The organism is Cellulomonas sp. RIT-PI-Y, from assembly GCF_025642745.1.
Classification (GTDB): domain Bacteria; phylum Actinomycetota; class Actinomycetes; order Actinomycetales; family Cellulomonadaceae; genus Cellulomonas.
Genome location: NZ_JANZKP010000014.1, coordinates 1 through 20,171 on the forward strand (window position 1 = coordinate 1; position 20,171 = coordinate 20,171).

21 protein-coding genes are annotated in these 20,171 nt (G+C 74.0%); 17 read left to right on the top strand and 4 right to left on the bottom strand.

Annotated elements, in window-relative coordinates; translation table 11 throughout:
• The 10 genes from OGL89_RS06515 to OGL89_RS06560 form a co-directional block, all read left to right on the top strand.
• On the top strand, window positions 1–1,560 hold a 1,560-nt coding region (locus tag OGL89_RS06515; RefSeq protein WP_263119101.1), incomplete at its 5' end, for an ABC transporter substrate-binding protein.
• A gap of 4 nt (window positions 1,561–1,564) precedes the next feature.
• Window positions 1,565–3,265, top strand: coding sequence for an ABC transporter ATP-binding protein (locus tag OGL89_RS06520; RefSeq protein WP_263119102.1), 1,701 nt, complete (start codon window positions 1,565–1,567; stop codon window positions 3,263–3,265).
• Window positions 3,262–4,131, top strand: coding sequence for an ABC transporter permease (locus OGL89_RS06525; protein ID WP_263119103.1), 870 nt, complete (start codon window positions 3,262–3,264; stop codon window positions 4,129–4,131). Before OGL89_RS06520 ends, OGL89_RS06525 begins: the two co-directional genes overlap by 4 nt.
• A gap of 31 nt (window positions 4,132–4,162) precedes the next feature.
• A complete protein-coding gene (locus tag OGL89_RS06530) occupies window positions 4,163–5,161 on the top strand; it encodes an ABC transporter permease (protein ID WP_263119104.1) in 999 nt (332 codons plus the stop codon).
• Between the two features lie 23 nt (window positions 5,162–5,184).
• A complete protein-coding gene (locus OGL89_RS06535; RefSeq protein ID WP_263119105.1) occupies window positions 5,185–5,823 on the top strand; it encodes an isochorismatase family cysteine hydrolase in 639 nt (212 codons plus the stop codon).
• Window positions 5,820–6,641 (top strand): urea amidolyase associated protein UAAP1, encoded by an 822-nt coding sequence (locus OGL89_RS06540; protein WP_263119106.1) that lies wholly within the window; start codon window positions 5,820–5,822, stop codon window positions 6,639–6,641. The genes OGL89_RS06535 and OGL89_RS06540 overlap by 4 nt, the downstream gene beginning before the upstream one ends.
• Before the next feature lie 2 nt (window positions 6,642–6,643).
• A complete protein-coding gene (locus OGL89_RS06545) occupies window positions 6,644–7,252 on the top strand; it encodes an urea amidolyase associated protein UAAP2 (RefSeq protein WP_263119107.1) in 609 nt (202 codons plus the stop codon).
• A complete protein-coding gene (gene atzF, locus OGL89_RS06550; protein WP_263119108.1) occupies window positions 7,249–8,907 on the top strand; it encodes an allophanate hydrolase in 1,659 nt (552 codons plus the stop codon). Before OGL89_RS06545 ends, atzF begins: the two co-directional genes overlap by 4 nt.
• Window positions 8,904–10,133 (top strand): MFS transporter, encoded by a 1,230-nt coding sequence (locus OGL89_RS06555; RefSeq protein WP_263119110.1) that lies wholly within the window; start codon window positions 8,904–8,906, stop codon window positions 10,131–10,133. Before atzF ends, OGL89_RS06555 begins: the two co-directional genes overlap by 4 nt.
• A 277-nt stretch (window positions 10,134–10,410) precedes the next feature.
• Window positions 10,411–10,845, top strand: a complete 435-nt coding sequence (locus tag OGL89_RS06560; RefSeq protein ID WP_263119111.1) for a substrate-binding domain-containing protein — start codon at window positions 10,411–10,413, stop codon at window positions 10,843–10,845.
• Window positions 10,846–10,848: 3 nt separating this feature from the next.
• Here OGL89_RS06560 and OGL89_RS06565 read toward each other — a convergent pair whose 3' ends face one another.
• The 3 genes from OGL89_RS06565 to OGL89_RS06575 are packed head-to-tail and all read right to left on the bottom strand — an operon-like array spanning window position 10,849 to window position 13,168.
• On the bottom strand, window positions 10,849–11,439 hold the full coding sequence (locus OGL89_RS06565; RefSeq protein WP_263119112.1) for an Lrp/AsnC family transcriptional regulator: 591 nt from the start codon (window positions 11,437–11,439) through the stop codon (window positions 10,849–10,851).
• Window positions 11,436–12,194 (bottom strand): LLM class flavin-dependent oxidoreductase, encoded by a 759-nt coding sequence (locus OGL89_RS06570; RefSeq protein WP_263119113.1) that lies wholly within the window; start codon window positions 12,192–12,194, stop codon window positions 11,436–11,438. The genes OGL89_RS06565 and OGL89_RS06570 overlap by 4 nt, the downstream gene beginning before the upstream one ends.
• The gene (locus tag OGL89_RS06575) at window positions 12,191–13,168 is read right to left on the bottom strand and encodes an LLM class flavin-dependent oxidoreductase (RefSeq protein ID WP_263119114.1); all 978 of its coding nucleotides are present in this window, start codon (window positions 13,166–13,168) and stop codon (window positions 12,191–12,193) included. Before OGL89_RS06575 ends, OGL89_RS06570 begins: the two co-directional genes overlap by 4 nt.
• A 125-nt stretch (window positions 13,169–13,293) precedes the next feature.
• On the opposite strand from OGL89_RS06575, the gene OGL89_RS06580 reads away from it, so the two are divergent.
• The 3 genes from OGL89_RS06580 to OGL89_RS06590 are packed head-to-tail and all read left to right on the top strand — an operon-like array spanning window position 13,294 to window position 15,640.
• Complete coding sequence (locus OGL89_RS06580) at window positions 13,294–14,043, top strand: SDR family oxidoreductase (protein ID WP_263119115.1); 750 nt, start codon at window positions 13,294–13,296, stop codon at window positions 14,041–14,043.
• Window positions 14,040–14,774 (top strand): SDR family oxidoreductase, encoded by a 735-nt coding sequence (locus OGL89_RS06585; RefSeq protein ID WP_263119116.1) that lies wholly within the window; start codon window positions 14,040–14,042, stop codon window positions 14,772–14,774. Before OGL89_RS06580 ends, OGL89_RS06585 begins: the two co-directional genes overlap by 4 nt.
• Window positions 14,771–15,640 carry a TIGR03619 family F420-dependent LLM class oxidoreductase gene (locus tag OGL89_RS06590; protein WP_263119117.1) on the top strand — a complete coding sequence of 290 codons (870 nt, stop codon included), beginning with the start codon at window positions 14,771–14,773 and terminating at the stop codon, window positions 15,638–15,640. The genes OGL89_RS06585 and OGL89_RS06590 overlap by 4 nt, the downstream gene beginning before the upstream one ends.
• Here OGL89_RS06590 and OGL89_RS06595 read toward each other — a convergent pair.
• Window positions 15,634–16,365, bottom strand: a complete 732-nt coding sequence (locus OGL89_RS06595; protein WP_263119118.1) for an aldolase/citrate lyase family protein — start codon at window positions 16,363–16,365, stop codon at window positions 15,634–15,636. The genes OGL89_RS06590 and OGL89_RS06595 overlap by 7 nt on opposite strands.
• Window positions 16,366–16,501: 136 nt before the next feature.
• Here OGL89_RS06595 and OGL89_RS06600 point away from each other — a divergent pair, with 136 nt between their 5' ends.
• The 4 genes from OGL89_RS06600 to OGL89_RS06615 are packed head-to-tail and all read left to right on the top strand — an operon-like array spanning window position 16,502 to window position 20,138.
• Entirely contained in the window at window positions 16,502–17,671 is a 1,170-nt protein-coding gene (locus OGL89_RS06600; protein WP_263119119.1) for an aminotransferase class I/II-fold pyridoxal phosphate-dependent enzyme, read from the top strand.
• Window positions 17,668–18,477, top strand: a complete 810-nt coding sequence (locus OGL89_RS06605; protein ID WP_276582101.1) for an amino acid ABC transporter ATP-binding protein — start codon at window positions 17,668–17,670, stop codon at window positions 18,475–18,477. Before OGL89_RS06600 ends, OGL89_RS06605 begins: the two co-directional genes overlap by 4 nt.
• Window positions 18,477–19,223, top strand: a complete 747-nt coding sequence (locus OGL89_RS06610; protein WP_263119120.1) for an amino acid ABC transporter permease — start codon at window positions 18,477–18,479, stop codon at window positions 19,221–19,223. The genes OGL89_RS06605 and OGL89_RS06610 overlap by 1 nt, the downstream gene beginning before the upstream one ends.
• A gap of 60 nt (window positions 19,224–19,283) precedes the next feature.
• Window positions 19,284–20,138 (top strand): ABC transporter substrate-binding protein, encoded by an 855-nt coding sequence (locus tag OGL89_RS06615; RefSeq protein WP_263119121.1) that lies wholly within the window; start codon window positions 19,284–19,286, stop codon window positions 20,136–20,138.
• Window positions 20,139–20,171: the final 33 nt, after the last annotated feature.

Below are 20,171 nucleotides of genomic sequence, written 5' to 3' on the forward strand. Positions count from 1 at the left end.
CGTGCCCGCGCCGCCCTGGTCGCCCTGCCCGCCGTCGCCGGTCTGCTGGCCCTGACCGCCTGCGGCCAGAGCGGCACCATCGGTTCCACCTCCTCCGGCGGCGGCGACGTCTTCACCGCCGTGATGCTCACCGGCTACACCACCCCGCCGGACCCGGACGTGAACTACGACGGACCGGGCCTGAACATCATCGAGAACACCTACGAGGGCCTGGTCGCCTACCAGGACGGGGTGGAGAGCCCGGAGATCGTGCCGGAGCTGGCCGAGGAGTGGACGGTCTCCGACGACGGCCTGACCTACACCTTCACCCTGCGCGACGGGGTGACCTTCCACGACGGCACCGCCTTCACCTCCGCGGCGGTGCAGCGCTCCTTCGAGCGGCGCACGCAGGTCGACGCCGGCCCGGCCTACATGGTCGGCGACGTGGTGAGCGTCGAGACCCCGGACGACCTCACCGCGGTGATCACCCTCAGCGCACCGAACCAGGCGTTCCTGGACTACCTGGCCTCGCCGTTCGGGGTGAAGATGATCAGCCCCACCGTGCTGGACGAGCAGGCCGGTGACGACCTCGCGCAGACCTACCTGACCACGCACGACGCGGGCACCGGTCCCTACGAGCTCACCGCCGTCGAGACCGGTGAGCGCTACGAGCTGACCGCCTACGACGGCTACTGGGGCGACGCGCCTGAGCTGACCGACATCGAGCTGCAGGTCGCCGAGAACGCTTCCTCCGCGCAGCTGCAGCTGGAACGCGGGGAGATCGACGCGATCCTGGGCAACCTGAACAAGACCTCCTTCGAGTCCTTCGCGGACAGCGAGGACGTCACCACCAGCACCTTCGCGAACTTCACCACCCAGATGATCTACGTGAACCCCGGGTCGAGCTGGCTGTCGACCGTGGACGCCCGGGAGTCGCTGTTCGCCGGGATCGACAAGGAGTCGATCATCGAGGAGGCGATGGGCTCGCTGGAGGTCCCGACCGACCAGCTGTTCCCGCAGGGCATGGTGGACGCCGGGATCGACGACCAGGGCATCAGCTACGACGCCGACGCGTGGTCGAGCCTGGGCACCCCCGACTCCGGCACGGTCCGGATCGCGTACGCGGGGTCCAGCGCGGACGGCAAGGCGGTGGCCGAGGAGCTCGGTTCCCGGCTGAGCTCGGCGGGCATCCCGGCCGAGGCGGTCGCCTACTCCGCCGGCACGATCTACGGCATCGCGGACGAGGGCGCCGACGGGCCGGACCTGGCGGTGTTCTCGGTGTTCCCGGACGCCGGGCACCCGGACGCCTGGGCCTCGATCATCTACACCCCGGCCGGCGGGCTGGACCTGTTCGGTGCCGAGGCCCCCGGCCTGACCGATCTGCTGGACACCGCCCGGTCCAGCGCGGACGTCTCGGCCTACGCACCGGTCGCCCAGGCGGTCAACGCCACCCGGTACTGGTACTCCATCGGGTCGCTGAACACCACGCTGCTGACCACCCCGGACGTCACCGGCGCCACCGAGGCGCAGAACGTCCTGGAGTACAACGTGCTGCACTTCGCGGCGCTGGGCCGGGGCTGACGCGATGACCCACGTCCTGCAGGTCTCCGGCCTCGACGTCCGGCTCAGCCGGGACGGGGAGAGCGTGCACGCCGTCCGCGGTGTCGACCTGTCCGTGGCACCGGGCGAGGTGCTCGGTCTGGTCGGCGGATCGGGCTCGGGCAAGAGCATCCTCGGCCTGGCGGTGATGGGTCTGCTGCCCGCGACCGCCCGACCGGTGGTCTCCGGCTCGATCGACCTGGCCGGCACCGACATGGTCCACGCGCCGGACCCGGTGCGCCGGGCCACCCGCCGTGCGCACGTCGGCGCGGTGTTCCAGGATCCGATGACCTCCCTGGACCCGACCATGACCGTCGGCCGGCAGCTGGCCGAGGTCACCCGGGACCGGGCGCAGGCGCTGTCCCTGCTGCAGGACGTGGGCATCCCGCACGCCGCCGACCGGTTGAAGGCGTACCCGCACCAGCTCTCCGGCGGCCTGCGGCAGCGCGTGATGATCGCGCTCGCGGTGGCCCGCCGGCCGTCCCTGATCCTCGCCGACGAGCCGACCACCGCCCTCGACGTCACGGTGCAGGCGCAGATCCTCGACCTGCTGCTGACCCTTCGGGAGGAGATCGGCTGCTCGATCGTGTTCGTCACCCACGACCTCGGCGTGGCCGCCCAGGTCTGCGACCGCATCGCGGTGATGCAGACCGGCCGGATCGTGGAGTCCGCCGGGGTGGACCAGGTGTTCGGCGACCCGCAGCACCGCTACACGAAGAACCTGCTGCGGTCCCGGATCGACCTGTCCACCCCGCGGGACCGACCGCTGGCCGCCATGCCGGTGACCACGCCCCCGTCGGCCGGTGGCGCGGCCCTGGGCGACGACGACGTGGCGGTCGGCGCGGACGGGGTGCTGGACCTGGCCCCGGGCGCACCGACCCCCGCGCTGCCCGAGGTCTGGCCGCCCGCGCCGATCCGGCCCACCGCGGCGGTCACGGTCACCGGCGTGCACCGGGAGTTCCGGTCCGGGCCGCCGTGGAAGCGCCGGGTGCTGCCCGCGCTGCGCGGCGTCGACCTGGAGGTCAAGGCCGGTGAGGCGGTGGCCCTGGTCGGCGAGAGCGGCTGCGGCAAATCCACCCTGCTGCGGGTGGTGGCCGGACTGGAGACGGTGACCTCCGGGTCGGTCGTCCTCGCCGAGGGCGCCCGGCCGCAGATGGTCTTCCAGGACGCCGGCGCCTCGCTCACCCCCTGGCTGCGGGTCGGCACCATGCTGGACGAGCGGCTGCGGTCGCACGTCACCGGTATGTCCCGGGACCAGCGGCGGGCCCGGGTGCTGGACGCGCTGCGCACGGTGGGCCTGCCCGAGGACACCGCCCGGGCGCGCGGCGACCAGCTCTCCGGCGGGCAGCGTCAGCGGGTGGCACTGGCCCGCGCGGTGATCGTGCCGCCGACCGTGCTGCTCTGCGACGAGCCGACCAGCGCCCTGGACGTCTCCCTGGCCGCCACGGTGCTGAACCTGATCGGCCGGCTGCGCCGCGAGCTGGGCATGTCGGTGCTGTTCGTCACGCACGACCTGGCCGCCGCCCGGATCGTCGCCGACCGGATCGCGGTGATGCGCGAGGGCCGGATCGTCGAGGCCGGGCCGACCGACCGGGTCTGCGCCGCGCCGGAGCACGAGTACACGCGCACCCTGCTGGCCGCGATCCCCGGCCCGCAGCACCGTCGTCCGATCGGAGCCGCCCGATGACCACGCTGACCGCCGTCGCCCCCGGCCGGGCCGCCCGACGCTGGGCCCGGGTCACCGCCGTCCGGCACCGCGCGGTCGGGGTGGACCTGGTCGCGATCGGGGTGCTGGCGCTGATCGTCGTGGTGGCGCTGGCCGCCCCGGTGCTCGCCCCGCACTCGCCGATCCTGCGCAGCGGGGACGCCTTCCTCCCTCCCGGCAGCCCCGGCCACCTGTTCGGCACCGACGCCCTCGGCTACGACATCCTGTCCCGGCTGCTGTTCGGCATGCGGTCCAGCCTCGCCGCCGCGGCGCTCGTGATCGTCTCCGGGGTGCTGATCGGCGGACTGATCGGCCTGCTGGCCGGGGCACTGCCGGGCTGGGTGGACTCGCTCCTGATGCGGACCACCGACCTGTTCCTGGCCCTGCCCGGCCTGGTGATCGCGATGGCGGTCGCCGCCGCGCTCGGTGCCAGCTTCACCAGCGCACTGATCGGCGTGGCGGTGGTCTGGTGGCCGCTGTATGCCCGGCTGGTGCGCGGCGAGGTCCGTGCCTGGGCCGCGCGTCCGCACCTGGAGGCGGCCCGCCTGGCCGGGACGCCGTGGGGGATGCGGGTCACCCGGCACCTGCTGCCGGGAGTGCGCTCCACCCTCGTGGTCGCCGCCTCCCTGGACGTCGGCGGCCTGGTGGTCGCCCTGTCCGGGCTGTCCTTCATCGGCCTGTCCTCCCCCGCGCCCGCCCCGGAGCTGGGCGCGATGGCCGCGCAGGGCATGGCCTACCTGCTGAAGGCCTGGTGGGTGCCGATCTTCCCGGGCCTGGCGGTGCTGGTCATCGCCCTGGCCGCCAACCTCGCCGGTGACGGCGTCCGCGACCTGATGCGCGGCCGCTGATGACCACCCAATCGCAGAAGGAGATGCCGACATGGTGATGTTCCTGATCAAGCGGGTGGCGGCCACCCTGGGCGTCCTGCTGGCGCTCACCATGGCGCTGTTCGGCCTGCAGGAGGTCTCCGGGGTAGACCCGGCCAAGGCCTACGTGGGGACCAATGCCTCCGCCGACGCGGTGGCCGCCGCCCGCGAGCGCCTCGGTCTGGACGAACCGCTGGTCTCCCGGTATCTGACCTACCTGGACGGGCTGCTGCACGGCGACCTGCAGAACTCGCTGCGCAGCCGGACCCCGGTGTCGGAGAACCTGGCGCAGGTGCTGCCCGCGAGCCTGGAGCTCGCGGCCTGGGTGCTGGGGATCGCTCTGGTGCTCGGGGTGGCGTTCGCCGCGTTGACCACGCTGGCCTGGAAGGGCGCAGGGATCGTCCGGGTGGTCCTGCTGTCCGGGGCCGCCGCGCCGACCTTCCTGCTCGGCATGGTGGGTCTGCTGGTGTTCTACGCCCAGCTGGGCTGGTTGCCGTCCGGCGGCCGCACCGGGTTGAGGGACGCCCCTGCCGGGCCTACCGGGTTCCTGGTGCTGGACGGGCTGCTCGCGGGGCGGTTCGACGTCATGGGCGACGCGGTGGCGCATCTGGCGCTGCCCGCCCTGTGCGCGGCGATCTCCCCCGCGGTCGCCATCGGCCGGGTGCTGGTGGACGGGCTGAAGGCCAACATGTCCGCCGACCACGCCCGCACCGCCCGGTCCGCCGGGATGAGCGAGCGCCAGATCCTGGTCCGGCACGCGGTGCGCAACTCCCTGGGCCCCACCCTGTCGATGGTCGGGATCCAGGCCGGGATGCTGCTGGCCGGCCTGGTCGTGGTCGAGAAGATCTTCGACTGGCCCGGGGTCGGCTCCTACCTCGACAAGTCCGTGGCCGCCTCCGACTTCCCCGCGATCGCGGGGGTCGCCCTGGTGCTCGGCATCGTCTACGTCCTGCTCAACACCCTCGTCGACTGCCTGCAGGCCGCCGCCGACCGTCGCATCGCGCTCGCCTGAGCGCGATGAGGAAAGGAACAGCCATGAACGTCACCGGCAACGCCGTCCTGATCGTCGTCGACATCCAGGGCGGTGACGTGGAGCGGGCCGAGTCCCGCACCGAGATCCCGTACATGCCCGGGCGCACCGAGCGCGCGCCGCGGGTCCGGTCCCTGATCGCCAGGAGCCGGGAGCAGGGCATCCCGGTGGTCTGGATCCAGGAGGTGCACAAGCCCTCGCTGATCGACATCGGCCGGGAGCTGGACGGCGCCGAGGGCCCGCACTGCGTGGAGGGCTGGCCGGAGACCGAGCTGGCGCAGGGCCTGGACCCGCGACCGGACGAGTTCCTGATCCGCAAGCGCCGCTACTCCGCGTTCTTCGGCACCGAGCTGGAGATCGTGCTCAAGGCCTACCGGGCGGAGACCGTGATCCTGATCGGCGGGCTGACCGATGTCTGCATCCACTACACCGCGGTCGACGCGCACCAGCACGACTACCGGGTGCGGGTGGTGACGGATGCGGTGGGCGGCTCCAGCCAGGAGGCGCACGACGCGGCGCTCCGGGCGATCGGCTACCTGCAGACCGACGCCCTGGTCACCGCGGACCAGGTGCAGGACTGGCTGGCCACCGCGCCGGAGAACCCCGAGGTGGCCCGGGCGACCGCGTCGGCGGTGGCCCTGTGAGCACCGCCGACCCGCTGGGCGCCCGGGACCACGCCCGCGCCCAGGGCGGCACCGTCGTGGAGACCATGCCCACCGTCCCGGCAGCGGACGCGGCCGACTGGCCCGCCGACGCTGGGGAGCGCCTGCACGCGGAGACGGTCGCGGGCGGCAACTACACCAGCCTGGCCTTCACAGCGGGCACCGTGCTGGAGCTGACCGACCTGCTCGGCGACGCCTGCGCGCACCTGGTGCTGACCAACGCCGCCCAGGTGGACGAGCGGCTGAACGTCGCGGACACGGTCAAGATCCAGTGGCAGGCCTACCTGGGTGCCGGATCCCTGCTGCTCTCCGACCGCGGCCGCGTGCTCGCCACCGTGCTCACCGACACCTCGGGTCGGCACGACACCTTCTGCGGCACCTCGACCCGGGCCGCGAACGAGCGCCGGTACGGCGACGGTTCGCCGCAGGGCGGCACCCCCGCCGGCCGGGAGCTGCTGACCCTGGCGGCACTGAAGCAGGGGCTGTCCCCCCGGGACGTCCCGCCGAGCGTCAGCCTGTTCCAGGGGGTGCGGATCGCCGACGACGGCAGCACCGAGTTCACCGGTTCCGCGGGTCCGGGCGCCACAGTCCGGCTGCGGCTGGAGCTGCCCTGCCTGGTGCTGCTGGCCAACGTCCCGCATCCGGTCGACCCCCGCCCGGAGTACGTGTCCACCCCGCTGCGCCTGCGGGCCTGGCGCGGTGAGCCGACCGCGCTGTCCGACCCGCTGGCCACCGCCACCCCGGAGGCGGCCCGGGCCTACGCCAACACCACCGACTACGCCCGAGCGAAGGGGCTGTGACCATGACCATCGTTCTCGACCAGGTCGTCCCCCGCCGCGCCCCGTGGTCCGCCGTGGTCCCCGCCGGGCACGAGCTGACCATCGTGGACCTGGAGGGCAATCAGGCGGTCGACTGCCTGCTGTACGACGCGCACGACACCGGCGTCCGGTACTCGGCCTCGGCCACCATCGCCGCGCAGCGCAACGTCTACCTGACCACCGGGTCGGTGCTGCGCGCCTCGGACGACCAGCCGCTGATGACCCTGGTCCGGGACGACGTGGGCCGGCACGACACCATCGGCGGGGCGTGCTCCAAGGAGTCGAACTCGCTGCGCTACGGCCACCACACCGTGCACCAGCACGCCTGCGTGGAGAACTTCCTGGCCGAGGGCGCCCGCTGGGGGCTGGACAAACGGGACCTGGTCAGCAACATCAACTGGTACATGAATGTGCCGGTGGAGGCGGACGGGGCGCTCGGCATCGTGGACGGCCTGTCCTCCCCCGGGCTGACTCTCACGCTCCGGGCCGAGCGGGACGTGCTGGTGCTGGTGTCCAACTGCCCGCAGATCAACAACCCGTGCAACGGCTTCGACCCCACCCCGGTCCGGATGATCGTCGAGGACCCGCGGTGAACGTCGTCGCGGCCTACGACCGGATCGCGGCGGTCGACCGCCCGGAGGTCTGGATCCACCTCCGCCCCCAGGCCGACGTGGAGGCCGAGGCCGCGGCGCAGCAGGCCCGGGCGGCGGCGGGCGAGGACCTGCCGCTGCTCGGCCGCCTGGTGGCGGTCAAGGACAACATCGATGTCGCCGGGCTGCCCACCACGGCGGGTTGCCCCGGCGTGGCCTGGACCCCGGAGGCGGACGCCACCGCGGTCGCACGGCTGCGGGCCGCCGGGGCCGTGGTGCTCGGCAAGACCAACCTGGACCAGTTCGCCACCGGCCTGGTCGGCACCCGCAGCCCCTACGGCGCGGTGCGGTCGGCCGCCGACCCGGAGCGGATCTCCGGCGGGTCCTCCTCCGGTTCCGCGGTGGCGGTCGCGCTGGGGATCGTGGACCTGGCGCTCGGCACCGACACCGCCGGCTCCGGCCGGGTGCCCGCCGCGCTGCAAGGCATCGTCGGGATCAAGCCCACCCCCGGTCTGGTGCCGACCACCGGCGTGCTGCCCGCCTGCCGGTCGCTGGACTGCGTGAGCGTCTTCGCCCGGGACCTGCCGCTGGCCGCGCTCGCAGTCCGGCTGATGTCCGGGCCGGACGGGGTGGACGCCCTGGCCCGGCCGGTGCCCGCCCACGCCCCGCTCGCCGGTCCCGAGCACCCGGTGCTGGCCGTCCCCCGCGCCGAGGACCTGTCGGCCGTCGACCCGCAGTGGCGCGCCGCGTTCGACGGGCTCCGGTCCACGATCACCGGCATCGAGCTGCGCGAGATCGACCTCGCCCCGTTCCTGGCCGCCGCCCGCCTGCTCTACGACGGCGCGTTCGTCGCCGAGCGCTGGGCGGCGGTCGGTCCCCTGGTCGAGTCCGCACCCGACGGCCTGGACCCGACGGTCGGAGCGATCATCGGGGCCGCCCGGGACCTGCCCGCGCACCGCTACGCCGCCGACCTGATCACTCTGGCGGAGCTGCGCGCCGCCGCGGAACGCGCCCTGGCCGAGGTCGGCGCGGACGGTCTGCTGCTGCCCACCACCACGCACCACCCGACCCTGGCCGAGGTGGCCGCGGACCCGGTGGGCGTGAACTCCCGGCTCGGCACCTTCACCAACTTCTGCAATCTGTTCGGCTACACCGCGGTGGCGGTCCCGACCCCCGGGATCGGCGTCAGCGTCCTGACCCCCGGCTTCACCGACGCCGGCGCGCTCGACCTCGCCGCCCGCATCCTGGGGACGCCGCTACCGCTCTCCGACGACGACCGGGCCGTCGACCTGCTGGTGGTCGGTGCCCACCTGTCCGGCCTCCCGCTGCACGGCCGTCTGCGCCGCCACGGTGCCCGGCCGCTCGGCGAGGTCCGCACCGCCCCCGGCTACCGGCTGGTGGCGCTCGGCGATCCGCTCGACCGTCCCGGACTGGTCCGCGCCCCCGGCGAGGACCGCACCGTGGTCGGCGAGCTCTGGCGCCTGCCCCGCCCCGCACTGGCTGACCTGCTCGCCGAGAGCCTGCCGCCGCTCGGACTCGGCTGGGTCGACCTGTCCGACGGCCGCACCGTCCTGGGCTATCTGGCCGAACATGCCGCGGTCCGGGAGCTGGACGCCCTGCCCGGCGGGTCCTGGCGGGACCGTCCGGTGACGGTGTGAGCGTCGAGGCTCCCCCCGCGGTGGCCCGTGCCCGGCTCTGGCCCCTGGCCACCGGCACCTTCGCGATCGGCTTCGGCTCCTACGTGATGGCCGGGCTGGTGCCCAGCGTCTCCGCCGACCTGGACGTGCCCGTCACCCGGGTCGGCACCCTGGTCAGCGTGTACGGCTTCACCTACGCGGTCGCCACCCCGCTGCTGACCCTGGTCGTGCGCCGCCTGCCCCGTCGGCTCCTGATGGGCCTGGCGCTCGCCCTGTTCGCCCTCACCGCCGCGGCCACCGCCCTGGCCACCACGTACACCGCGGTCGCCGTGCTGCGCGGGCTGTCCGCGGTCGCCGCCGGTGGGTTCACCCCCACCGCCACCGTGCTCGCCGCCCGGCTCGCCCCGCCCGGCGGTCGTGGCCGGGCGGTCGCCACCGTGTTCGGCGGTCTGACCACCGCCACGGTGCTCGGGTCCCCGGCGGGCAACCTGCTCGGACCGGTGCTCGGCTACCGCGGGGTGTACGCCCTGGTCGCGGTGCTGGCGCTGGTGGCCCTGGCCTCGGTGCTGTGGCTGGTCCGTACCCCGGCACCCGTCGACCGGGACCTCGTCGGCCCCGTGCCGGTCGGCCCGGCCCCGGTCGACCCGTCCCTCACCGAGCGCGCCCCCGGCAGCGGCCGCGCGCTGCCGCTGCTGATCGCGGCGACCCTGCTGGTCTCGATGCTGGAGACCGCCTCCGCGCTGATGGTGCAGACCTATGCGTCACCGATGCTGACCGAGCTGGCCGGGATCACCGGGGCCGTCCTGTCCGTCGTCCTGCTCGCCTATGGTCTGGCCGGTGTGGCGGGCAACGTGGTCGGCGGACGGCTCGCCGACCGGTATGGGGCCGCCCGGAGCATCTCGCTCGCACTGGGGACCTCCGCCCTGGCCCTGTTCCTGCTCGCACCGTCCACCGGGTCGGTCGTCACGGCGGTGGCGGTGTTCGCGCTCTGGGGGTTCGCGGCGTGGGCGATGAACTCACCGCTGCAGAACGTGCTGCTGGCGTTGTCCGGGCGGCACGGGCAGGTGGTCGTCGCGCTGAACTCCTCGGTGATCTCCCTGGGCACCGGGGTGGGGGCGCTCGCCGGTGCCCAGGTGATCGCCGGACCGGGGTACGGGTGGCTCGGCGTCGCGGCCGGCGGGGTGATGGTGCTCGCGGTGGGGCTGGTGGCGGTGCTGGGGCGGCGTCCGGCGGTGCGAGCGGTCTGAGGAACCGATCCCGGCCCCCCAGCTCAGCTCCGCGGCTCCCAGACCGGGCTCCCGCCGCATTCGCAGCGCGGTCCGGTACAGCTCGTAGGTCGACCCGGGCACGTCCCGCTGGGGGCACCGTGTGGCGGTCCCAGTCGTCGCCCTGGGGCAGCCCGGTGTGCCCGGTCGGCGAGAACCCGGGCCCGGGGGCACACCGGGCTGCCACGGGATCGGCACCCGGCAACCGTCACGACCGGCCGCGCGGCCACCGCTGCGGGCGGACATCGGGGACGTGCCGGTGGCGGACCGTCGGCTCGCGGGCTGGGCCGAGGCGCTGCGCTCCGCCGGGATCGAGCCCGAGGACACCCGGGTCGAGCACGCCTCGTTCACCCGGGACGGCCGCCAGCAGGCGATGGCCACCCTGATCGAGCGCGCCGGTTGCACGGCGGTGTTCGCCTCCGGCGAGGTGCAGGCGATCGGCGCGCTCCCCCATGCCCGCAGCGCCGGACGGAGGGGGCCGGAGGACCTGAGCGTGGTGAGCTTCGACGGGACCGAGCTGGCCCGGCACGCCGTACCACGGCTGACCGCGGTGGTGCAGCCGCTGCGCCGGATCGCCGAGCTGGCCGCCGCCGAGGTGGTCCGCCGGATCGCCGACCCCGCCGCCGAACCCCGGTCGATCGAGGTGCCGACCTCGCTGGAGCCCGGCGACTCCACGGCGCCGCCGCGCGGGTGAGGCTCAGCCCTGGTCGAGCAGCCGGGTCAGCAGCTCACCGGCGGGCACCTCACCGAGGCTGAGGAAGGTCTCGATCCGCTGCAGACCGTCGATCTGCCACAGCGACTCCAGCAGCAGCGCCTGCAGGTGGGCGTGGTCGCGCAGCCGGAACCGGCCGATCAGGTCGTAAGTGCCGGTCACCGCGACCAGCTCCTCCAGCTCCGGCACCGCCCGCAGGTCGGTCAGGATCTGGGCCAGATCGGCGCCCGGGGCGATGCTGATCGGGATGTAGGCCAGCACCGGGAAGCCGAGCGCCGCCCAGTCGACGGCGACCGTGTAGCCCTTGATCACCCCGGCGCGTTCCAGCCGGGCGATGCGTTCGCCCACCGCCGGTCCGGACATGTTGATCTCCCGGGCCAGCTGCCGCTGGGAGGCACGCGGGTCGGCGGCCAACCGGCGGATCAGCTCCCGGTCGATGTCGTCGAGCGGCACGGCCGGACCCTGCCGCTCGATGAACCCGGCCAGGCCGGACATCGAGTTGCGCCGCGGGGTGTCGGCGGGCGTGCTGCGCCGGGTCCGGCGCCGGGTGCCCTCCCCCTCGCCCTCGGCGGTCACCGACCCCACCGCGCGGGCAGATCGGCCTCGGCCATGATCCGCGGGAAGCCGGGCATGGACACCTCCGGTTGCAGGTAACGGGCGACGTACAGCCCGAAGAATGTCGCAGCCTCGGTCCCGGCCGCGACCCGACCCGCCGGTGCGGGCGGCCGCAGCAGCAGATGGGTGACCCCGGCATCGGACCAGGCGGTCACCAGGGCGCGATCCCGGGCCAGATCGCCGGTCAGCTCCGCCACCCCGGGCTGGACCTGCCGGTCGGGCCGCGCCGCGGCCGGGTCGTCGATCACCTCCGGCAGGTCGACGCCCGGGACGGCACGGGTCAGCCACACCGCCAGCTCGACCTGCGACGGCACCGGCGTGATCGCGATCCGCTCAGGCATCCCCTCGCCCATCACACCGCTGGGCACCTGCCAGCGCGCGCCGTGGTGCGCCACCGGGCGACCGGACCAGCAGGCACGCAGCAGCGCCAGGTCCTCCGCGGCGGCCTGGTCGGACAGGGCACCGGGATCGACCAGCACCACGACCCGCCCCGCGCTGAGGTGGTCCAGCACCGCGACCTCCTCGGCCAGGGTGACCGGGTTCTCGGTGCCGAGCAGGACCCGGACCAGCACCCGGCAGTCCCGGGTCAGGGTCGCGACCTCGGCGGCGGTGACACTGCCGGTGTCCGATCCGGTGTCCAGCAGCACGCCGAAGGCACCCGCCTCCGCGGCCGGTCGCACGTCCGCGACCTCGGTGAGCCAGGCTCCGATCCTCATGCGACGGCCTCCACGTTCTCCAGGGCGGGCAGCACCTCGTCGGCCATCCGGCCGAGCATCCGTCGCACGGCGGAGGCGGGTGCGCCCTCGATGATCACCCGCAGCACCACGTCGTCGACGCCAGCCGCGCTCGCCTCGTGCAGGGCGTCCACGATCTGCGCCGCGGGACCCACCACCGAGGTCGCGACCGCCTGGCCGACCGCCTTGTCCAGGTCGGCCCGGAAGTCCATCGCCTCGGTCGAATCCTGCTGCGCCACCGCCCAGCCCAGCCCGGCGTACAGCACGTAGCTCGCCCGCTGCCAGTCCAGGACCGCCGCGGCCTCGTGCCGGTCGTCGGTGAGCCAGAAGTTCCGCAGCGCACTGACCCGGGGCCGCACGCCACCCGGCCGTCCGGCCTCCTCCCAGCCGGCACGGTGTGCCGCGGCGAGCTCGGTGACCAGCGACAGCGGGTTCGCGCCGGAGAGCATGATCCCCTGCCCGCGCGCACCGGCCCGCGCCACCCCGCGCGGCGTGGCCGAGCCGTTCCAGATCGTGGCCCCGGCCGGGACCGCGGTGCGCTGCAGCTCGGTCAGTCCCTCCCGGTGCAGGGCGACCCGGTCCTGGCGCCGGACCCCCTTGCCGTCGAACTCCACGTCCCGGTAGCCGAGTCCGACCCCGACGTCCAGCCGACCGCCGGAGCGGCCCGCGATGTCGGTGGCCAGCCGCGCGACCCGCCCGGGGTCCTGGAGCGGCAGCAGCATCATGCCGGTGCCGACCCGCAGCCGCGTGGTCGCGGCCAGCAGTCCGGAGGCCACCGGCAGCAGGGCCGGGCAGTACCCGTCGTAGAAGAAGTGGTGCTCCGACAGCCACATGCCGTCGTAGCCCCAGCCCTCCAGCAGCCGGGCGTCCTCGACCAGCTCGCGGTACGGGGTGCTGGGATGCCGGGGTGTGCTCGCGGTGGCCTGCAGGCAGTACAGCCCTACGCCGAACTTCACGATCCGCCTCCTGGTCTGTCGACTGTCGATCCGCTCGGCACCTTAGGCCGGATTTGTTTCACTTGTGAGTCACAAGACGACACCGGCTTTACATCTGCGTAGCTTTGGCGTGCTCACATAGTCACGTGACAACCGACACTGAGGCATCCCTCGTCAGCGGCGGCGCCAGCGGACTGGGCCGCGCCATCTGTCTGCGCCTGGCCGCCCGGGGCGATCTGGTCACCGTGGCCGACCGGGACGGCACCGGGGTCGCGGCCACCGTCGACCTGATCACCGCCGCGGGCGGTCGCGCCCGGCCGGTGACGCTGGACGTCACCGACGCCGACGCCGTCCGGCACGCGGTGGCCGAGGCGGACGCGGAGCTCCCGCTGACCACGGCAGTGGCCTGTGCCGGGATCGCCCTGCCCACCTCGGTGCTCGACCCGGACCTGTCCGGACTCGACCGCACGCTCGCGGTGAACGTCCGCGGCAGCTACGCGGTGGTCCAGGCGGCGGCGACCGTGATGGTGCCGCGCCGATCGGGCAGCATCGTCACGATCGGCTCGACCTCCTCCTTCACCGCCTCGTCCACCCCGATGCTGGCGTACGACATGTCCAAGGCCGCGGTCCGGATGCTCACCCAGGCGGCGGCCCGCGAGCTCGGTCCGCACGGGATCCGGGTCAACGGGGTCGCGCCCGGCACGATGGACACCCCCCTGATGCGCGGACTGGGCGCCGACGACGCCGGGCTGTCCACCCTGGCCGCGGCCCGGATCCCGCTCGGCCGGCTGGGGCTGCCCGCGGAGGTCGCCGAGGCGGTCGCCTTCGCCTCCTCCGCCGAGGCGTCGTACCTCACCGGTCAGATGCTCGTGGTGGACGGGGGGTGGCTGGCATGAGCCCGCGGATCTCCCTGGTCACCGGCGCCGGGGCGGGGATCGGGGCCGCGGTGGCCCGCCGGCTGGCCGACCGGGGCGACCGGGTAGTGGTCGCGGACCGGGACGGGGACGCCGCCGCCCGGATCGCCGCCGAACTGGACGGCCTGGGCCTGACCGCGGACGTCGCCGTCGAGGGAGCCGGGGACGACCTGGTCGCCCGGACGGTGTCGCACCACGGCCGGCTGGACGTGGTGGTGACCAGTGCCGGGATCGAGCGCACCGGCCCCGCGGCCACGCTGCCGACCGGCACGGTCCGGGACTCGCTGGCGGTGAACGTGCTGGGCTCCTTCGACGTCGCGGCGGCCGCCGCACGGCGGTTCCAGGCCCAGGGCGACGGCGGCCGGGTGGTGCTGGTCGGTTCGGTGAACTCGCTGCGCGCCCTGCCGGGTCAAGCCGCCTACGCCACGTCCAAGGGCGCGGTGCTCATGCTGACCCGGGCTCTGGCGGTCGACTGGGCGGCGGACGGCATCACGGTGAACATGGTCGCCCCCGGCGTCACCGACACCGCGATGTCCGCGGGCTCGCTCGGCGACCCGGAGCGCCGCGCGGCCCTGCTGTCCCGGGTGCCGATGGGCCGACCGGCCCGGCCGGAGGACATCGCCGACGCGGTGGCCTTCCTCTCCGGACCCGAGGCCGGGTACATCACCGGGATCGCGCTCCCGGTCGACGGCGGCTGGTCGGCCGCCGGATGACCCTCGCGATCGGCGCCAAGCTCCCGCACACCGGCGCGGCCGCCACCGGCCCCGCGGTCCGGGCCGCCGCCCGCGCGCTGGAACAGGCCGGGGCCGACGCCCTCTGGGTCAGCGACCACGTGGTGCTGCCCGCCCGGGTCGACTCCCGCTACCCCTTCGCCGAGGACGGCGTGGCGCGCTGGTCCACCGAGGTCGACTACCTGGAGGCCCTCATCACGTTGACCGTCGCGGCCGCCGTCACCGAACGGGTCCGGCTGGGCACCGCGGTGCTGGTGCTGCCGCAGCGACAGCCGGTGCTGCTGGCCAAGCAGGCGGCCAGCCTGGACGTGCTATCCGGCGGGCGGCTCGAACTGGGCGTCGGCACCGGGTGGCTGCGCGAGGAGTTCGACGCCCTCGAGGTGCCGTTCGACCGGCGGGGCGCCCGCGCCTCCGCGGCGATCGAGCTGCTCCGGGACTGCTGGACCGGGCGACCGCGCACCCCCGCGCTCCCGGCGGATCTGCTGGTGCTGCCGACCCCCGCCCATCCGATCCCGCTGCTGGTCGGCGGGCACTCCTCCGCCGCCCTGCGCCGGGCCGGGACCCTCGGCGACGGCTGGCTGGCGCAGCAGTCCGCCACCGCGCTGGACCCGATCACCCTCGCCGCAGAGATCACGGCCCTGCACCGGCACGCCGCCGAGGCCGGCCGGGACCCCGGGTCGGTGCGGGTGGTGCTCCGGGTCGCCGACTCGCTCGGGCGCTGCGCCGACCTGGCCGATCGGGTGCCGTCCCTGCGTGCGGCGGGGGTCACCGAGCTGATCGTCGACGTCGATCCGCACGCCGACCCGGCCGCCGAGCTGGACCGTCTACGGTCCGCCGCCGCTCAGTAGCCCCCGCGCCCCGCGCCGGTCGCGTCGCCCAGGGCGGCACGGGCGCCCGCGGCCAGCAGCCCCGCGTCGGTGCCGACGACCACCTCGGTGAAGCCCAGCTCGATCAGTCGCGCACCCCGGACCGGGTCCCCGGCGAACGCCCCGGCCCGCAGCCCGTGCGCGTGGCAGGCAGTGACCACCGCGCGCAGCGGGCCACCGTCGTCGAGCAGCGCGTCCAACGGCCGTCCGAGCGCCAGGGCCAGGTCGAAGGGTCCCAGGAAGATCATGTCCAGCCCGGGCGTCGCGGCGATCTCGGCCACCCGCGCCAACGCGGGCTCGGTCTCCACCATCACCGCGCACGCGGGATCCGCCTCGGCCGCCGGCACCACGGGTCGGCCGACCAGCGAGGCCGCCGGTCCCCAGCTGCGCCGGCCACGCGGCGGGTAGTGCACCGCGGCCACCACCGCCGCGGCCTGCTCCGCGGACTCCACCATCGGCACGATCACCCCGGCCGCCCCGGCATCCAGCGCGCGGCCGATGCCCGCGGGCCGGTCGTCCTGCACCCGGACCCACGCCGGGGACCCCAGCACCGGCAGCGCGGCGGCGATCGTGGCGTCCGACCACAGGCCGTGCTGGGCGTCCAGCACCAGCCAGTCCGGATCGGCGGCGGCCAGCAGTCGCAGCGCGGCGGTGTCGGCCAGACTGCTCCACAGACCGAGGGCGGGTGAGGCGGTGTGCAAGATCATGCGGCCACCGTAACTTGCACTCGCGAAGAATTCAGCGCGTTTGGTTATCACTTATTCGCCCTGTTACCCACGATGACTTCCGCCGTAACACGGGCTGCCTACCGTCCAAGGATCGAACCCGGCGAGAGAGAGATCCATGAACGTGTTGGAACGCGCGGGTCGGCTGACCGCCCACGCCGCCGCCGTCCCCGGGTCGGGGATCCGGGAGATCGTCATGCTGGCCTACGGCCGGGACGACGTGGTGCACCTGGAGATCGGCGAGCCGGACTTCGGCACCCCGACGCACATCGTCGCCGCGGGTGACGCCGCCCTGGCCACCGCGAACCGCTACACCCCGAGCGCCGGGATCCCACCGCTGCGCGCGGCGATCGCGGACCGGCTGCACACCCGTTACGGCACGCCGGACGACCCCGAGCGGGTGGTCGTCAGCCAGGGCGCCGTGCAGGGGCTGGCCGCCGTGCTGTCCGTCCTGGTCGAGCCGGGCGACGAGGTGCTGATCCCCGATCCGGCGTGGCCGAACTACGAGATGCAGACCCTGCTGCTCGGCGGCCGACCGGTGCGCTACCCGCTGGACCCCGCACACGGCTTCCGCCCCGACCCGGAGCAGGTCGCCGCCCTGATCGGCCCGCGCACCAAGGTCCTGGTGCTCAACACCCCGGGCAACCCGACCGGCGCCGTACTGGAACCGGGGCTGATCGAGGCACTGGTCACCGCCGCCGTCCGCCGCGGCGTGACCGTGGTCTCGGACGAGGTCTACGACGAGATCGTCCTGGACGGTCGCCACACCAGTGCCCTCACGGTGGCGCCGGACGACGTGGTCGGGGTGTTCAGTTTCTCCAAGACCTACGCCATGACCGGGTCCCGGGTCGGCTACCTGACCGCGCCCGCCTGGCTGGCGCCCACGGTCGCCCGGGTGCAGGAGCCCCTGCTGTCCTCGATCTCGGCCGCCGCCCAGGCGTCGGCGCTGGCCGCGCTGCGTGGTCCGCAGGACGCGGTGACCGCGATGGTCGCCACCTACCGCGACCGCCGTGACCTGGTGGTGGACCGGTTGGCCGCCGCCGGGCACCGGGTCACCCCACCGGCGGGCGCGTTCTACCTGATGCTGCCGCTCACCCCGGGTGCCGACTCCCGGGCCGCCGCGCTCGACCTGGTGGACCACGGCGTCGCCCTGGCACCCGGCACCGCCTTCGGCACCGCCGCGCGCAGTCACCTGCGCCTGTCGCTGGCGTCCTCGGCGGCCGACCTGGTGGCCGGGATCGACCGCTTCACCGCCTGGTACGCCCACACCGACGGAGGTGTCCGATGACCGTCGACCTGTCCGGAGGAACCGTGACCACCACCCGCACCGAGCCCACCGCACCGCCCGACGACCGCAGGCCGGTGATCCGGACGCGCGGTCTGCGCAAGTCCTTCGGCGATCTGGAGGTGCTGGGCGGGATCGACCTGGACGTGCACCCGGGCGAACACGTGGTGCTGCTCGGCCCCTCCGGCTCGGGCAAGTCCACCCTGCTGCGCAGCATCAACCTGCTGGAGCGACCGACCTCCGGGTCCCTGGTGGTCGACGGGCACGAGTACGCCTCCGGCACCGCACACCCGCGTGGCACCCCGGTGCGTCTGCGCCGGACCGTCGGCATGGTGTTCCAGCAGTTCAACCTGTTCCCGCACCTGACCGCGCTGGACAACGTCGCGCTCCCGCTGCGCTCGGTGCGCGGTCTGTCCCGCCGTGACGCCGACGAGCGCGCCGCTCACGACCTGGACCGGGTCGGCCTGCTGGCCCGCGCCGGGCACTACCCGGCCCAGCTCTCCGGCGGACAGCAGCAGCGAGTGGCGATCGCCCGTGCCCTGGCCCTGGACCCGCAGGTGATGCTGTTCGACGAGCCCACCTCGGCCCTGGACCCGGAACTGGTCGGCGAGGTGCTGCGCACCATCCGGGCGGTCGCCGAGTCCGGCATGACCATGGTCGTCGTCACCCACGAGATCGGCTTCGCCCGCGAGGTCGGCGACCTGACCGTCTTCCTGGAACACGGCCAGGTGGTCGAGACCGGCGGCCGCGAGTTCTACACCGAGTGCCGCACCCAGCGCGCACGTGACTTCCTCCAGGCGGTGAAGTGATGGACTGGTCCCTGATCTGGACGCATCGGCAGGAGCTGATCGACGGGCTGTTCGTGGCGCTGCGGGTGTCCGCGACCGCCCTGGTCGTCTCCGTGGTGCTCGGGATGCTGCTCGCCCTGCTGCGGATGGCCCGAGCCCCGTTGTCCTGGATCGCCGCGGCGTACATCAACGTGTTCCGCGGCATCCCGGCCCTGGTCAGCGTGATCTGGGTCTACTTCGGCCTCTCACTGGCCTTCGACATCTCGTTCAGCGTCTACCAGGCCGGCGTGATCGCGCTGTCCCTGCTGTACTCCGCGTTCCTGGCCGAGATCTTCCGCTCCGCCCTCACCGCGGTGCCGCCGGGGATGCGTGAGGCCGGGCAGGCCCTGGGACTGCGACCGGCCCGGATCTTCTTCTCGGTGGTGCTGCCGCAGGCCGGCAAGATCGCGCTGCCCAACATCGGCAGCATGTTCATCGGCATGGTCAAGGACACCTCCACCTTCACCGTGATCGGCCTGCTGGAGGTCGTCCGGGTCACCCAGAACCTGGTCAGCACCACCTTCCAGCCCTTCGTGCTCTACAGCGCGGCCGCCGCGATCTACGTCGCCGCCGCCTTCGTCATCGACTTCCTGTTCCGACTGGTCGAGAAGCTGCTGTCCAGCCCGCCGCAGGGCCGGCTGGCGCGGGCGCTGCGCGCACGTCGACGGGCCCGGATCGAGGAGCTGATCGTCACCACCTCCGACCGCCGCGAGCCCGCCGCGGTCTGACCCCCTCCGGCGGCACCCCCTGCGCCTCCGGACCCGAGAAGGGACACCCCTGTGCGACTGATGAACTCACGCCCCGCCCGACGTGCCGGTGCCGTCGGTGCCGTCCTCGCCCTGGTCGGGATGCTCGCCGCCTGCGGCGGGAGCGCCGACGCGGGATCGTCCTCGGCCGACGCGTCCGACGACCTCGGCCTGATGACCCCCGGCACCCTGGTGGTCGGGATGAACCTGCAGTTCCCGCCCGAGATGTACCTCGACGACGACAACCAGCCCGCGGGCTACGACGTCGACCTGCTCAACGCGCTGGCCGACGACCTCGGCGTGGAGCTGCAGATCCAGAACCTGGACTTCAACGGCCTGATCCCCGGGCTGCAGAGCAAGCAGTTCGACCTGGTCTCGGTGGGCCTGACCGCCACCGAGGAGCGGCAGCAGGTGGTCGATTTCTCCCGGGCCTACGTGCCGTACACCAGCGTGCTCGCGGTGCCGGACGGCGACACCACGGATGCCACCGTGGACGCCTTCGACCAAGCGGGGGTCACCATCACCGCGCTGCAGGGCAGCTCCGGCGAGAGCCTGGCCCAGACCAGCTTCCCGAACGCGACCGTGTCCGGGTTCCCGGACCAGAACGCCGCGCTGCTGGAGGTCGCCACCGGCCGGGCGCAGGCCAGCGTGCTGGAGGACTACATCCTGGCGCAGTACATCAAGGCGAACCCCGGTCAGGTGCAGAAGGCCGATCTGCCGGAGCCGCTGGACATCGGCTACGGCTCCTGGGCGGTACAGAAGGGCAACACCGCGCTGGTCGACGCGCTGGACACGTTCCTGTGCGGCCAGCAGACCGACGGCGGACTGGCCGCGCTGTACGAGAAGAACTTCGAGGTCCCGGCGGACGAGTTCCCGGAGATGCCCTCCGGCTGCTGACCGGCCGGCGCCGCCGTCGAGGAGCCGGTTCCG

Excerpts from the sequence above, each read along its gene's own strand:
- OGL89_RS06520 (WP_263119102.1), top strand. The coding sequence starts at position 1,565 with ATGACCCACGTCCTGCAGGTCTCCGGCCTCGACGTCCGGCTCAGCCGG.
- OGL89_RS06525 (WP_263119103.1), top strand. The coding sequence starts at position 3,262 with ATGACCACGCTGACCGCCGTCGCCCCCGGCCGGGCCGCCCGACGCTGG.
- OGL89_RS06530 (WP_263119104.1), top strand. The coding sequence starts at position 4,163 with ATGGTGATGTTCCTGATCAAGCGGGTGGCGGCCACCCTGGGCGTCCTG.
- OGL89_RS06535 (WP_263119105.1), top strand. The coding sequence starts at position 5,185 with ATGAACGTCACCGGCAACGCCGTCCTGATCGTCGTCGACATCCAGGGC.
- OGL89_RS06545 (WP_263119107.1), top strand. The coding sequence starts at position 6,644 with ATGACCATCGTTCTCGACCAGGTCGTCCCCCGCCGCGCCCCGTGGTCC.
- OGL89_RS06570 (WP_263119113.1), bottom strand. The coding sequence starts at position 12,194 with ATGAGGATCGGAGCCTGGCTCACCGAGGTCGCGGACGTGCGACCGGCC.
- OGL89_RS06585 (WP_263119116.1), top strand. The coding sequence starts at position 14,040 with ATGAGCCCGCGGATCTCCCTGGTCACCGGCGCCGGGGCGGGGATCGGG.
- OGL89_RS06590 (WP_263119117.1), top strand. The coding sequence starts at position 14,771 with ATGACCCTCGCGATCGGCGCCAAGCTCCCGCACACCGGCGCGGCCGCC.
- OGL89_RS06595 (WP_263119118.1), bottom strand. The coding sequence starts at position 16,365 with ATGATCTTGCACACCGCCTCACCCGCCCTCGGTCTGTGGAGCAGTCTG.
- OGL89_RS06600 (WP_263119119.1), top strand. The coding sequence starts at position 16,502 with ATGAACGTGTTGGAACGCGCGGGTCGGCTGACCGCCCACGCCGCCGCC.
- OGL89_RS06605 (WP_276582101.1), top strand. The coding sequence starts at position 17,668 with ATGACCGTCGACCTGTCCGGAGGAACCGTGACCACCACCCGCACCGAG.
- OGL89_RS06610 (WP_263119120.1), top strand. The coding sequence starts at position 18,477 with ATGGACTGGTCCCTGATCTGGACGCATCGGCAGGAGCTGATCGACGGG.
- OGL89_RS06615 (WP_263119121.1), top strand. The coding sequence starts at position 19,284 with ATGAACTCACGCCCCGCCCGACGTGCCGGTGCCGTCGGTGCCGTCCTC.